The sequence below is a fragment of the Pseudomonas sp. genome, from assembly GCF_049300855.1.
In the GTDB taxonomy this organism is placed as follows: Bacteria; Pseudomonadota; Gammaproteobacteria; order Pseudomonadales; family Pseudomonadaceae; genus Aquipseudomonas.
Genome location: NZ_JBAQKH010000026.1, coordinates 381,589 through 395,781 on the forward strand (window position 1 = coordinate 381,589; position 14,193 = coordinate 395,781).

At 60.5% G+C, this 14,193-nt stretch carries 11 protein-coding genes; 5 read left to right on the forward strand and 6 right to left on the reverse strand.

All coding sequences use genetic code 11. The annotated features are described in order from the left end of the window. The first annotated feature begins 245 nt into the window (after nt 1-245). The 5 genes from cysM (at nt 246) to WA225_RS11350 (ending at nt 6,418) form a co-directional block, all read left to right on the forward strand. Complete coding sequence (cysM, locus tag WA225_RS11330) at nt 246-1,148, forward strand: cysteine synthase CysM (RefSeq protein ID WP_163004698.1); 903 nt, start codon at nt 246-248, stop codon at nt 1,146-1,148. Further along, a complete protein-coding gene (gene rlmD / locus WA225_RS11335; RefSeq protein WP_422607976.1) occupies nt 1,148-2,524 on the forward strand; it encodes a 23S rRNA (uracil(1939)-C(5))-methyltransferase RlmD in 1,377 nt (458 codons plus the stop codon). Before cysM ends, rlmD begins: the two co-directional genes overlap by 1 nt. 101 nt (nt 2,525-2,625) lie before the next feature. Beyond that, entirely contained in the window at nt 2,626-4,869 is a 2,244-nt protein-coding gene (gene relA, locus WA225_RS11340) for a GTP diphosphokinase (protein ID WP_422607977.1), read from the forward strand. A 147-nt stretch (nt 4,870-5,016) separates the two neighbouring features. Next, nucleotides 5,017-5,850, forward strand: a complete 834-nt coding sequence (gene mazG, locus WA225_RS11345; protein WP_422607978.1) for a nucleoside triphosphate pyrophosphohydrolase — start codon at nt 5,017-5,019, stop codon at nt 5,848-5,850. A gap of 25 nt (nt 5,851-5,875) precedes the next feature. Beyond that, a complete protein-coding gene (locus tag WA225_RS11350; protein ID WP_016987455.1) occupies nt 5,876-6,418 on the forward strand; it encodes a DUF2058 domain-containing protein in 543 nt (180 codons plus the stop codon). 70 nt (nt 6,419-6,488) lie between these two features. Here the strand turns inward: WA225_RS11350 and WA225_RS11355 are convergent, their stop codons facing one another. From WA225_RS11355 to WA225_RS11380, 6 genes are all read right to left on the reverse strand, one after another. Beyond that, a complete protein-coding gene (locus WA225_RS11355; protein ID WP_007917473.1) occupies nt 6,489-6,677 on the reverse strand; it encodes a hypothetical protein in 189 nt (62 codons plus the stop codon). A 417-nt stretch (nt 6,678-7,094) separates the two neighbouring features. Further along, nucleotides 7,095-8,315 (reverse strand): beta-ketoacyl-ACP synthase I, encoded by a 1,221-nt coding sequence (fabB, locus tag WA225_RS11360; protein ID WP_008087472.1) that lies wholly within the window; start codon nt 8,313-8,315, stop codon nt 7,095-7,097. Between the two features lie 11 nt (nt 8,316-8,326). Then, nucleotides 8,327-8,842, reverse strand: coding sequence for a 3-hydroxyacyl-[acyl-carrier-protein] dehydratase FabA (gene fabA, locus WA225_RS11365; RefSeq protein WP_003227150.1), 516 nt, complete (start codon nt 8,840-8,842; stop codon nt 8,327-8,329). 247 nt (nt 8,843-9,089) lie between these two features. Further along, nucleotides 9,090-10,994 carry an ATP-binding protein gene (locus WA225_RS11370; protein ID WP_422607979.1) on the reverse strand — a complete coding sequence of 635 codons (1,905 nt, stop codon included), beginning with the start codon at nt 10,992-10,994 and terminating at the stop codon, nt 9,090-9,092. Beyond that, the gene (locus tag WA225_RS11375; RefSeq protein ID WP_422607980.1) at nt 10,991-11,923 is read right to left on the reverse strand and encodes an ABC transporter substrate-binding protein; all 933 of its coding nucleotides are present in this window, start codon (nt 11,921-11,923) and stop codon (nt 10,991-10,993) included. The genes WA225_RS11370 and WA225_RS11375 overlap by 4 nt, the downstream gene beginning before the upstream one ends. Nucleotide 11,924: 1 nt before the next feature. Continuing rightward, nucleotides 11,925-14,048: a TonB-dependent receptor plug domain-containing protein gene (locus tag WA225_RS11380; protein WP_422607981.1), complete on the reverse strand. Its 2,124-nt coding sequence runs from the start codon at nt 14,046-14,048 to the stop codon at nt 11,925-11,927. Nucleotides 14,049-14,193: the final 145 nt, after the last annotated feature.

A 14,193-nucleotide genomic window follows, 5' to 3' on the forward strand; every position in this document is an offset into this window, starting at 1 on the left:
AAGACACTGTCAGCACTGCTGACACAATTGATGAAGCAACGCTGGTCACTGTGGGAGCTGGCTTGCCAGCGATGAGGCCATTCGCATCGCCGCCATTAAAAATGACCCAACGTAAAAGTCTCACCAGTGGTGAGACTATTGCTGCTTATTCCCATAAACCATAAGCACCGCACTTTGCGTGATATGGCCTGCGCGGGTTTGCCGGTATGATAGGCGCCCCCGCACGTCTGGATTGCGAATACGCCATGACCTTGCAGTACCCAACCATCGCCGATTGCGTCGGCAACACGCCGCTGGTGCGTTTGCAGCGCCTGCCCGGTGCTACCAGCAACACCCTATTGCTCAAGCTCGAAGGGAATAACCCGGCGGGTTCGGTCAAGGACCGTCCGGCGCTGTCGATGATCACCCGTGCCGAGTTGCGCGGGCAGATCCACGCCGGCGATACGCTGATCGAAGCGACCTCGGGCAACACCGGGATCGCACTGGCCATGGCTGCCGCGATCAAGGGTTACAAAATGATCCTGATCATGCCGGACAATTCCAGCGCCGAGCGCAAAGCGGCAATGACCGCTTACGGTGCCGAGCTGATTCTGGTCAGCCAGGAAGAGGGCATGGAAGGTGCCCGCGACCTCGCGCAGCGCATGGAAGCCGAAGGCCGGGGCAAGGTGCTCGACCAGTTCGCCAACGGCGATAATCCTGAAGCGCACTACACCACCACCGGTCCGGAAATCTGGCGTCAGACCCAGGGCAGCATTACCCATTTCGTCAGTTCGATGGGCACCACCGGCACCATCATGGGCGTGTCGCGCTACTTGAAAGAGCAGAGCGACAGCGTGCAGATCGTCGGTCTGCAACCGATGGAAGGCTCGGCCATTCCCGGCATTCGCCGCTGGCCGCAGGAATACCTGCCGAAGATCTATCAGGCCGACCGTGTCGACCGTATCGTCGACATGGCGCAAAGCGAAGCCGAGGACGTCACCCGGCGTCTGGCCCGCGAAGAAGGCATCTTCTGCGGCGTGTCCTCGGGCGGTGCGGTGGCAGCGATGCTGCGCCTGTCCAAAGAAGTTGAAAACGCGGTGATCGTCGCGATCATCTGCGACCGTGGCGACCGTTACCTGTCGACCGGCATTTTCGACGCGCCCAACTGATGGCCAAGCACGAGAGAGGCCTGCGCTTCCAGCCCACGGGTGGCAGCAAGGCCGCGCAAATCCCGACCGGCAAAAAGCAGCGCTTGAGCATCGAGCGCCTGGCCAATGACGGTCGCGGTATCGCGTTTTTCGAAGGCAAAACCTGGTTCGTCCTCGGCGCCCTCGCCGGTGAAGAGGTCGAAGCGCGGGTGCTCGGCGCCCACGGCAAAGTGGTCGAGGCGCGCACCGAGCGCGTGTTCAAGGCCAGCGAGCTGCGTCGCCCGGCGCCGTGTCAGCACGCCGGCCGTTGCGGCGGTTGCAGCGTCCAGCATTTGCCCCACAGCGAACAGCTTGCCCTGAAACAGCGCATGCTCGCCGAGCAATTGTCGCGCGTTGCCGGTGTCGAACCTGAAGAGTGGGCCGCACCACTGACCGGCCCGGAATTCGGCTATCGCCGTCGCGCCCGGATTGCGGTGCGCTGGGACATGAAAGCGAAGAACCTCGAAGTCGGTTTCCGCGCGGCTGGCAGTCAGGACATTGTCGCGATCAGCGAATGCCCGGTGCTGGTACAGCCCTTGCAGCCGATCATGACCCGTTTGCCGGAGATGCTCCGTCGTTTGAGCAAACCGCAGGCGTTGGGGCATGTCGAGTTGTTCAGTGGCTCGTCGCTGGCGGTGCTGCTGCGGCACATGGCGCCGTTGTCCGAAGCGGATCTGACGATCCTCAAGGACTTTTGCCAATTCCATGGAGCGCAACTGTGGCTGCATGGCGCAGGCGAGCCACAACCGGTCGATGCCAGCCAGTCGCTGGGCTATCGCCTGGAACAGTGGGATCTCGATCTGGCGTACCGGCCGGGAGACTTCATTCAGGTCAACGCCGGGGTCAACGAAGCGATGGTTGCGCAGGCGCTGGACTGGCTGAAACCGACCCGTGACGAGCGGGTGCTGGACCTGTTCTGTGGCTTGGGCAACTTTGCGTTGCCGCTGGCCAAAGGCGTGCGTGAAGTAGTGGCGGTGGAGGGCGTGCAGACGATGGTCGATCGTGCCGAAGCCAATGCCGCTAGTAACAATTTGCATAACACAAAGTTTTTTCAAGCCGATTTATCCCAGCCTTTGACCGATGCCCAGTGGATCGCAAACGGCTTTTCTGCGGTACTCTTGGACCCACCGCGTGACGGTGCTTTCGAGGTGGTGCGCAAGCTCGCGACCCTGGGCGCGAAACGGTTGGTGTACGTGTCGTGCAACCCTGCAACTCTGGCGCGCGATACGGTCGAATTGATCAAGCAGGGCTACCGGTTAAAACGTGCCGGGATTCTCGATATGTTTCCTCAGACGGCACATGTCGAGGCCATGGCGTTATTTGAAGCGAGCCAGGATGGCTCGTCTGAATCCGCCTGATCTGTCCGTGCAGCGCTCGCATTAGCCCCGCGAGCGCAAACGGGCAACAAGGATCAGCGATTTGACGCATTGAATCTGCGTCGTAGGGAAGGTAAAGCAAGATGGTACAGGTGAGAGCACACCAGCCGATCAACACTGACGGCAGTATCAATCTCGAAGCTTGGCTCGATCACGCGGTCAGTGTCGATCTGGCACTGGATCGCGAAGCTTTGAAAGAAGCCTGCGAGTTCGCTCGCGAGGCCGAACAACAGTCCAATGCCAAGAAGAATCTGTGGGCCGAAGGCTCCGGCAGTTTCAGTACGGGCCTGGAAATCGCCGAGATTCTCGCCGACCTCAAGCTCGATCAGGATTCGCTGGTCGCGGCGGTTCTGTATCGCGGCGTGCGCGAAGGCCAGATCGAACTCGCAGCTGTCGGCCAGCGTTTCGGTCCGGTGGTGACCAAACTGATCGACGGCGTGCAGCGCATGGCCGCCATCAGTGCCAGTCTCAGTCCACGGCAGTCGATGGTCATGGGCACGCAAGGGCAGGTGGAAAACCTGCGCAAGATGCTCGTGGCGATGGTCGACGATGTGCGCGTCGCGCTGATCAAACTCGCCGAACGCACCTGCGCGATCCGTGCGGTGAAAACCGCCGATGACGAAAAAAGAAACCGCGTCGCCCGCGAAGTTTTCGACATCTATGCGCCGCTCGCGCACCGTCTCGGCATCGGTCATATCAAATGGGAACTGGAGGATTTGTCCTTCCGTTACCTGGAGCCTGATCAATACAAGCAGATCGCCAAGTTGCTCCACGAGCGACGGCTTGATCGTGAGCGTTTCATCGCCGATGTGATGACCCAGCTCAAGGACGAATTGCAGGCCACCGGCGTCGATGCCGACATCAGCGGCCGGGCCAAACACATCTATTCGATCTGGCGCAAAATGCAGCGCAAGGGTCTGGAATTCAGCCAGATCTACGACGTGCGTGCGGTGCGCGTGCTGGTCCCGGAAATGCGCGACTGCTACACCGCGCTGGGCATCGTTCACACCTTGTGGCGGCACATCCCGAAAGAGTTCGACGACTACATCGCCAACCCGAAAGAGAACGGCTACCGCTCGCTGCACACCGCGGTGATCGGCCCTGAGGGTAAGGTGCTTGAGGTGCAGATCCGTACGCACTCGATGCACGAAGAAGCCGAACTCGGCGTCTGCGCGCACTGGCGCTACAAGGGCACCGACGTCAAATCCGGCTCGAATCACTACGAAGAGAAAATCTCCTGGCTGCGTCAGGTCCTCGAGTGGCACGAAGAGCTGGGCGACATCGGTGGTCTGGCCGAACAGTTGCGCGTCGATATCGAACCGGATCGGGTGTACATCTTCACCCCCGACGGTCACGCCATCGACTTGCCCAAAGGCGCGACGCCGCTGGACTTCGCTTATCGCGTGCACACCGAGATCGGCCACAACTGCCGTGGCGCGAAGATCAACGGACGCATCGTCCCGCTCAACTACAGCCTGCAGACCGGTGAGCAGGTCGAGATCATCACCAGCAAGCACGGTACGCCGAGCCGCGACTGGCTGAACTCCAACCTCGGTTACGTCACCACCTCGCGGGCGCGGGCGAAGATCGTTCACTGGTTCAAATTGCAGGCGCGCGATCAGAACGTTGCCGCCGGTAAAACCCTGATCGAGCGCGAACTGACGCGCCTCGGTCTGCCTGCGGTGGATTTCGACAAGCTGGCCGACAAGGCCAACATGAAAACCGCCGAAGACATGTTCGCCGCCCTCGGTGCGGGCGACTTGCGCTTGGCGCAACTGGTCAACCTTGCGCAGCAACTGGTCGAGCCGGAACGCGGCAACGAACAGCTGGAACTGATTCCGCGCAAAGCCACCGGTTACAAACCGGGCAAGCGCGGCGACATTCAGATCCAGGGCGTCGGCAACCTGATGACGCAAATGGCCGGCTGCTGCCAGCCGCTGCCGGGCGACGCGATCGTCGGCTACATCACGCAGGGCCGTGGCGTGAGCATTCACCGTCAGGACTGCGCTTCGGTGCTGCAACTGTCGGGACGCGAGCCAGAGCGGATCATCCAGGTCAGTTGGGGGCCGGTGCCGGTGCTCACCTATCCGGTGGACATCATCATCCGCGCCTACGACCGTTCCGGTCTGCTGCGTGACGTCTCGCAGGTGCTGCTCAACGAGCGCATCAACGTGCTGGCGGTCAACACCCGCTCGAACAAGGAAGACAACACCGCGCTGATGTCGCTGACCATCGAGATCCCCGGTCTGGATGCGCTGGGGCGCTTGCTCGGGCGGATTTCGCAGTTGCCGAACATCATCGAGACGCGGCGTAACCGTACCCCGTGAAGATGGCTTCGATTGATCGTTCCCACGCTCCGCGTGGGAATGCCTCAAGGGACGCTCTGCGTCCAGTGACGCGGAGCGTCACGGGCTGCATTCCCACGCAGAGCGTGGGAACGATCAAGATCGCAGAAAGGGTTGAGTGAGATTTTTATGTACAGCCTTGAAGACCTGCTCCACCTCATGAGCCGGCTGCGCGATCCGCAGTACGGTTGCCCGTGGGACATCAAGCAAACCTACGCGACCATCGTTCCACACACCCTCGAAGAAGCTTACGAAGTGGCCGACGCCATCGAGCGCGGTGACTTCGATCATTTGCAGGGCGAGTTGGGCGATCTGCTGTTCCAGGTGGTGTATTACAGCCAGTTGTCCAAGGAAGAAGGGCGCTTCGAATTTGCCGGCGTGATCGACAGCATTACCCGCAAGCTGATCCGTCGTCATCCCCACGTGTTTCCCACCGGTGATCTGTACGCGCCGCTGGATGTGCCGCGCCTGAGCGAAGAACAGGTCAAGCAGCGCTGGGAAGAGATCAAGGCTGAGGAGCGCGCGGAAAAATCCGCCGCGCCCGAGCAACTGTCACTGCTCGATGATGTGCCGGCCACACTGCCGGCCTTGTCGCGTTCGGCCAAATTACAGAAGCGCGCAGGGCAGGTCGGTTTCGACTGGCCGGACGCCTTGCCGGTGCTCGACAAGGTCCGCGAGGAACTCGATGAAGTCCTCGAAGCCATGGCCGAAAACGATCCCGTCGCCGTGGCTGACGAGATCGGCGACCTGCTGTTTTCCGTGGTCAATCTGGCCCGGCATCTGAAGGTCGACCCGGAGACCGCACTGCGTGGCGCCAACGGCAAGTTTGAAAGACGTTTCCGTTTTATCGAACAGGCATTGCGCGACACCCACCGTCCCATGGAAGATTGCACCCTCGAAGAGTTGGACGCCCTGTGGGGTGAAGCCAAACGCCAGGAAAAGAATGTGCCCAGCTGCGGCTGAGCAACTGCCCAAGTGAGTAAGCCCCATGAGTATTTCCCTTCGCGACCAGTTGCTCAAAGCAGGCCTGGTCAACCAAAAGCAGGCCAAGCAGGTCAGCAAGGACAAGCAGAAGCAGCAACGTCTGGCGCACAAAGGCCAGATCGAACTGGATGACTCGCAGCAGCGTGCCGCCCAGGAAGCCATGGCCGAGAAGGTCAAGCGCGACCAGGAGCTGAACCGTCAGCAGAAAGAGAAGGCCGAAGCCAAGGCGCGTGCCGCGCAGGTCAAGCAACTGATCGAAGTCTCGCGTCTGCCCAAGCTGACCACCGAGGACTACTACAACTTCGTCGACGACAAGAAGGTCAAGCGTATCTCGGTCAATACGCTGATGCGCAACAAGCTCAGCAGCGGTTCGCTGGCGATCGTGCACCATGCCGGCGGCTACGAGGTGATCCCGCGTGAGGCGGCCCTGAAGATCCAGGAGCGCGATCCACAACGCATCGTCCAGCTCAACGTGCAGACCGAGGAGGTCAGCACCGAGGACGATCCGTACGCGGCCTATCAGATCCCTGATGATCTGATGTGGTAAATCGATAAAGCTGTAACAACGACAAACCCCGCTCATGGCGGGGTTTGTCGTTTTCAATGCTGTGGTTGAATCAGGCGGATTTCAGATCGCGTTGCTGTTCTTGCACTTCCAGTTCGGCCTTGTAGTTGTGGGCATCGATCTCGTTGTGGAACATGCCGACCAGCAAGTCTTGTTGATGCACATCCCAGATGCGGATACCGGCGGCTACGCCTTCGTGGGACATGTGTGAATCGTCGCGTTCAGTTACTTTTACAGTCATCTGCTAGCTCCAAATCTCAAGTTATCTGCAGCAAGGCGTGTGCAGGACTCTGTTATATGATTTGTTAGCTTGCTAAGTAAACGCTCAATTTGTGCAATGTATTTTTGCGAAAACCGCAACATTGCTACAGCCCGCGGAATCCGCGACATTCGGTCGCAGGGCGCAAAGTTTCATGACAGAAGTTTCATCTCCAGAACACCGCAGCCCCCTGTCTTTGATCGTTCCCACGCTCCGCGTGGGAATGCCTCTGGGGACGCTCCGCGTCCAGTGACGCGGAGCGTCACGGGCTGCATTCCCACGCAGAGCGTGGGAACGATCAACAACACGGACCGGTAGTGTTCCGGCTGATTTCTACAGGCGAAAAAAAACGCCCCGAACCAGTCGGGGCGTTTTTATGTGTGGCTCAGCAGCGGGAAATTACTTGCCTTCCCAGCGCTTCAGTACCAGCGTGGCGTTGGTGCCGCCGAAGCCGAAGCTGTTGCTCATCACGGTGTTGATGGTGGCGTTCTCGCGGGTCTTGGTCAGCACCGGCAGATCGGCCACTTCCGGGTCCAGCTCGTCGATGTTGGCGGAACCGGCAATGAAGTTGCCTTCCATCATCAGCATGCAGTAGATCGCTTCGTGAACGCCGGCGGCGCCCAGGGAGTGACCGGACAGGCTCTTGGTCGAGCTGATCGCCGGTGCCTTGTCGCCGAACACTTCACGCACACCTTTCATTTCCGCAACGTCGCCGACCGGAGTCGAAGTGCCGTGGGTGTTCAGGTAGTCGATCGGCGTATCAACGGTGGACATCGCCATCTGCATGCAGCGGATCGCGCCTTCGCCACTCGGGGCAACCATGTCGTAACCGTCGGAGGTCGCGCCGTAGCCAACGATTTCCGCGTAGATTTTCGCGCCACGGGCCAGAGCGTGTTCCAGCTCTTCAACCACGACCATGCCGCCACCGCCAGCGATGACGAAACCGTCACGGTCTTTGTCGTAGGCACGGGAAGCTTGTTCCGGGGTGTCGTTACGCTTGCTGGACAGCGCGCCCATCGCGTCGAACAGGAACGACTGGCTCCAATGCTCTTCTTCACCGCCACCGGCGAAAACGATGTCCTGCTTGCCCATCTGGATCTGTTCCATGGCGGTACCGATGCAGTGAGCACTGGTGGCGCAGGCAGAAGCGATGGAGTAGTTCAGGCCCTTGATCTTGAATGGCGTGGCCAGGCAAGCGGAAACGGTGCTGCTCATGGTCCGCGTTACGCGGTATGGGCCAACGCGTTTCACGCCTTTCTCGCGCAGGATGTCCAGCGCTTCCATCTGGTTCAGCGTGGAAGCACCACCGGAGCCAGCCACCAGGCCGGTACGCGGGTTGGACACTTGCTCTTCGGTCAGGCCGGAGTCAGCAATGGCGTCTTTCATGGCCAGGTAGGCGTAAGCCGCTGCGTGGCCGACGAAGCGATAGATCTTGCGATCGATCAGCTCTTCAAGGTTGAGGTCGATGGAGCCGGAAACCTGGCTACGCAGACCCATTTCAGCATATTCCGGGTTGAACCGGATGCCAGGGCGGCTTGCACGCAGGTTAGCGGAGACGGTCTCTTTGTCATTGCCCAGGCACGAAACAATGCCCAGACCAGTGATAACGACGCGGCGCATGCGAATAACCCTTAGAAGTTGTCAGTGGAGGTGAACACGCCGACGCGAAGGCCTTCGGCGGTGTAGATTTCGCGACCGTCGACAGTCACCGAACCATCGGCAATGGCCAGGTTCAGCTTGCCCTTGAGGACGCGTTTGATATGAATGTTGTACGTGACTTTCTTGGCGGTCGGCAGTACCTGGCCGAAGAATTTCACTTCGCCCGAACCCAGCGCACGGCCACGACCCGGCAGGCCTTGCCAGCCCAGGAAGAAGCCGACCAGTTGCCACATGGCGTCCAGACCCAGGCAGCCCGGCATCACCGGATCGCCTTCGAAGTGGCACGCGAAGAACCACAGGTCAGGGTTGATATCCAGCTCGGCGACCAATTCACCTTTGCCGTACTTGCCGCCTTCTTCGCTGATCAGGGTGATGCGATCAACCATCAGCATGTTCGGGGCGGGCAGTTGCGCGTTACCTGGGCCGAACAGCTCACCGCGACTGCAGCGCAGCAGATCTTCCCGAGTAAAGGCGTTTTGTTTGGTCATGCGAGCTCCTCAATAATCCCATGCGGCAGGTGGGGCAAATCTTCCCGACCGTTCGAAGCGTTCATGCCTCGAACCGGCAGCCTACTCATAGACTATTGCGTTGTGGTGAAAGTCACAGCACCAAGGACATGAATGTACACTTGTGCACTGAAATTTTTATTCAAGCCCCTTTTGAGGCTCGTTCGGGTGCCTAAGACTGCCGCACTTTCGCTTTTCACGCCAGTCGCAGATGGTCGAAAGGCCCACACTACGACACCCAGCGCTGCAGAATCTGCTGCAGATCATTACGTTTGAACGGCTTTGCCAGATAATCGTTCATGCCCGCCGCCAGACAGGTTTCGCGGTCGCCCTGCAAGGCGTTGGCGGTGAGGGCGATGATCGGCACTTCGCTGCGGCCAGGCAGAAGACGGATCTGCCGGGTCGCTTCGTAGCCATCGATGATCGGCAAGCGACAATCCATCAGAATCACTTCGAAGTCGCGGCCCTCGGCACTGCGCACGGCCTGTGCGCCGTCGGTGGCGACACTGACAGTAAAGCCCAGACTGCGCAGCATCGCTTCGATAACCGTCTGGTTCACCGGGTTGTCTTCGACCAGCAAGACATTGCGCCCTTCGCCTTGGCCCGTGCCATTCAACGCACGCGGCGCGGCCAATGTCGGCAGCGTCTGTTTATAGAGTGCCAGCGGAATTTCCAGAGTGAATACCGAACCGCGACCTTCCTCACTTTGCGCGCGCAAGGTGCCGCCCATGCGCTCGGCGAGGGTACGAGCGATCGGCAAACCGAGACCGGTGCCGCCGTAACGCCGCGAAATCGAGCTGTCAGCCTGCTGGAAGGCGTTGAACATCAGCTCCAGACTTTCAGATGAGATACCGATGCCGCTGTCGCGCACCGAGCAGGTGAACCACAGCAGTTCATGATCCAGCGACTGCCACTGCGCCTCGATGCTGACCCGGCCCTGTTCGGTGAACTTCAGTGCATTGCCGACCAGATTGACCAGAATCTGCCGGATCCGCGTCGGATCGCCCTGCACCTGCAAACCGCGCATGTCGTCCGGGATGCGCAAATTCAGCGCCAGACCGCGTTGCGCCGCACTGTGCTGGAACGACTGCGCGCAGGCGCCGATCAGGTCGGCGAGGTTGAACGGGATGTGCTCCAGTTCCAGCTCCGAGCGTTCGATGCGGGAGAAGTCGAGAATATCGTTGATGACTTTCAGCAAGTGCTCGGTGGACTCCGAGGCGAGAGCGGCGTATTCGACCTGCTCCTCGGTCATCTCGGTGGTTTCCAGCAGTTGCAGCATGCCGAGTACGCCGTTCATCGGTGTGCGCAATTCATGGCTCATCATCGCCAGAAAGTCGGACTTGGCGTTGTTGGCCTTTTCCGCTTCCTCGCGGGTCTGAATCAACTGCGCCATGGCTTGATGCTGCTCGCGGCTGGCCTGTTCCAAGGCCTGCGCGAGGTTATTGATGTGTTGCGACAGCGCGCCCAGTTCGGTGTCATCGACAATCGGCAGCGGGGTTTTGTAGTCGCCGTCCTGAATCGCCTTGACCGCATCGCCGATATCGCGGATCGGCTGCGACAGACTGCCGGCCAGGCGCCGCGCCACCACGAACGTAAAGAGCAGGGCAAACAGCGCCAGAATCCCGGCCTTGAGCAGGATTTCCTGCTGGCGCTGGCTGAAGGCATCGTTGGACAGACCGACGATGACTCGCCCCAGATAATCCTCGCTGGCGCCGCCGTTACTGACTTTGCCATCCTGGAAAAAATCATTGTGCAGGGCGATCCGTTGCAGGCGTACCGGTGCCTGGAACACTTCGACCTGATGCGGGTGACCGTGCGTGGCCGCCGGTTGTTCGACGTACACCAGAATGCGGTTGGCGCTGTCCTGTACTTCCAGAAAACGCACGTTGGGTGTGGCCAGCGTCGCTTTGAGCAGGCTTTCCAGCACTTCGTTGTTGCCGGAAATCACCCCGTATTCGGTGGCGGGCGCGAGTTGGTTGGCGATCAGTTGGCCGGTGTGGTTCAGCTCCTGGCGCAAATCCTGAATACGCACAAAGGTGAAGAAGCTGATCAACAACAGGGTCAGCAACAACGCCGGGCCCAGGCTGATCAGCTGGGTGCGGGTGTTGATGTCCCAACGGCGACGGAAACTCATGGGCGGCGTTCTCCTTCTGCCAGCGCGTTGGCGACAGACGCTTCATCCAGCGGTTCGATACCTAGGGAACGAGCGACTTGCGCATTACTTGAGACTTTAAAGCGTGCGGGATAGAGCGTGCGCGGCCAACCGGCCGGCGGCTGGTCAAGCAATTGGTCGAGGATCGCCAGCCAGTCGTTCTGATCGCTGTACGTGCTGGCCAGACTGCCGGCGCGGACGAAGGCGACGTTGGGGCCGACCAGCGCGACTTGCCGCGAGTAACTGCTGAGCAGCAGGTTTTTCGCGGTTTTCGGGTTGTACAGATCGGCATCGTCGAGCCCGAGCAAGACGTCGCTGTTCTTCAGCACGGCTTGCAGCGGGCGGCTGTCGTGAGTGTTGTCCCAACGCTGACTGACGATTTCCAGATTCAGCGGTCGTGCGGCCATGTGCAGCTCGTTGAGCAGGAACTCACTGTGCTGATCAAACAGCACGCCGATGCGCCGTGCCTGCGGCAGGATCCGCCGGATCAGCTGCAACTGTCGGCTCAGCGGCGGATCACTCCACAACAGGCTCAAGTGCGGCGGTTGTGCATTGCCCAGCCGTTGGCGGGCCTGTAAACGGCTGATGCGCAGGACCAGTGTCGCCGGGCCCTGAGCGTCCTGCAGGCGCCAGTCCAAGCTTGGCAGGTCGAGCAGAATCAGGCGCAGGCTGGACGGTAACTTGCCTGGTGCCGGCAGGCTGGCCAGCGGTTGAAAGCGCACGTTGTCGGTCGGGCGCAGTTCACTGAGCGCCTGGACGAACGCTTGTACGCCCGGACTTTCCTCGGCGCCGGTCAACAGAATATCGGCCGCCTGCACCGCCACACCATGCAGCCATGCGGTCACAAACAGACAGACCCCGGCCAGCCAGTGGCCAAGGGTTGGCATCTTCCGTGACTGCCGGCAGCGCATCCTAGAACTCCAGCTCGGCGCTGAAATACATCACCCGGCGTTCGTCGTAATTGTTGTCGACGAAAGTGCTCGGCTCATGGTCGAGGCGTTGCTGCAGGACGCCGGCCAATTGCAGCTGCGCTTTGCCCAGCGGGATGCGTTTGGCGATGCGCGTGTCGACCCGTTCGAAGCGATAGCCGTTGAGGGCGTTGTCCCCGTAATAGAAGAGGGCACTGTTCCAGCCGTGGCCCCAATCGCGCAACCAACCGGCGGAACCGCTGTTGCGCGAGGTGAATTGCTGATCCAGTGGGTTGCTCGCCTCGGCGTCAACGAAGGCGTAGGTGAAACGCAGGCGGTCGGCCAGGCTCACGCGCCAGTCGAGCTGGGTTTCGGTGCCACGAAAGCGAGAGCTGTTGGCGTTGCTCGCGATGTATTGGTTGTTGCGCAGTGGCTCACTGATCATGCCGGTGATCTCGTCGTAGAACAGCTTCACATCCAGGGCCAGACCCAGCTCGGCGAAGTAGCCGTTGTAACCCAGTTCGCGCGAGCGCATGTGTTCTTGATCGAGATCGCCCGGGCCGCGTGTCTTGACGAAGTAGCGCGCTGAAGACTGGCCATAGGCCGAGGGCCGCAGATTGCTGACCTGATAGCTCCAGTTCACATTGTTCTCGAACATGTCCGGTGAGCGGATCGCCTCCGAGTACACCGCGCGCAAGCCATGGCGCGGGTTGATCAGGTAGTTGACGGCAAAGCGCGGCGTCAGCGAACTGCCGATCAGTTGCGTGTCTTCGAACATCGCGCCGCCCTGCAACAACCAGTGTTCAGTGGCGCGCCATTCCAACTGGCCGAATGCACGCCAGGTGGTGTCGTCCAGCGTGCCGTTGAAATAGGTTTCGGAATCGGCGCGGTCGTAACGATAGTTCATGCCACTGACCAGGCGCAGGCTGTCGGACAGGCTGAGGGTGTCCTGCAGTTCGAGGTCGTAGCGCGATTCGCGGGCGCTTTGGTCGATATCGCCGCACAGGGTTCGACTGGCGCCGTTGCGCCATTGCTCGAGCACCTGATTGGCCAGGGCCATTTCCTGCGGGGTGCCGGGCGCGGCGCCGGGGCCGGTGAACTGCGTGATGTTGCGCGCCAGTCGTTCGGTGTAGTTCGGGTTGAGTTGCCACAGTTGCGTCAACTCGGGGCTGAACGACACTTCGGCATCGCAGGCGCGCCAGGTTTGCTGCCGATCCCAGTGTTGCGCCGAGCCTTGTATATAAAGGCTGTGTTCGGGATTGATGTCGAGGTTCCAGCGCACCGAACCGGCGTAATCCTTGGCGACTACGTCGGAATTATTCCCGGCGGCGGTAATCCCCGAGAACACCGGGCGGTAGGTGTAGGGCCGCTGGTTGCTGCCGTCCTTCGCGTTGACCTGCCAGTCGAGGCTCTGGTTGTCGCTGAGGGTGTGACTGACGGCGAGGCTGAAACGGTTCAAGCGGCGACTGTCGCGGTAATCGGCACCGCTGCGATCGCTGTCGAAGCCGTCATCTTCCTGGCCGGACAGCGACAGGCGCAGATCGCCGCCATTCCAGCCGGTGCCCTGGCTTGCGTAGAAATCGTTGATGCCGCGCTGGCCACGAGTGTACTTCAACCGCGTGCCGTGGCTGTCCGCCGGGTGGCGGGTGATGATGTTGACCACCGCCATCAGCGCGTTGGCGCCGTAACTGACGGTGTTCGGGCCGCGAAAGACTTCGACGCGCTCGATGTCCTCCATGGCCACCGGAATATCGCTCCAGTCCACCGTGGACAAACCGGCGCGATACACCGAGCGACCGTCAATCAACACCTGCATGCGCCGCGCTTCGGTGGCGTTGGTGCCGTGATAATTGACCGCAGCCTGATTGCCGCTGATGTTGCCGACCATCATTCCCGGCACCAGGCGCAGCAGTTCGCTGATGTCACGGGCGCCGCTGGCGCTGATCAGTTCGCTGTCGAGTACGGTCATGCTCCCGGGCACTTGCGCCGGGGTTTGTTTCAGGCGCGTGGCGGTCAGCACCTGTGGCAGTGCTTCGTTGTCCATGAACAGATCGTCCGCCAGCAATACCGGGCTGAACAGCAGCGCCAATAATACGGACGAACGCGGGGACGAAGAGCCAAAAGACACGGCACAACCTTGATAGCGAAGAATTGGCGCGCATGTTAACCGAGGGCAGCGACTTTTCCAGTCACGTTGCAGGCATTTTCCTAGGTTTTATTGGTCTTCTTCCTACAAGTGTCGGTAATTGTTGCTGGGGCTGGCCGCGCGTGGG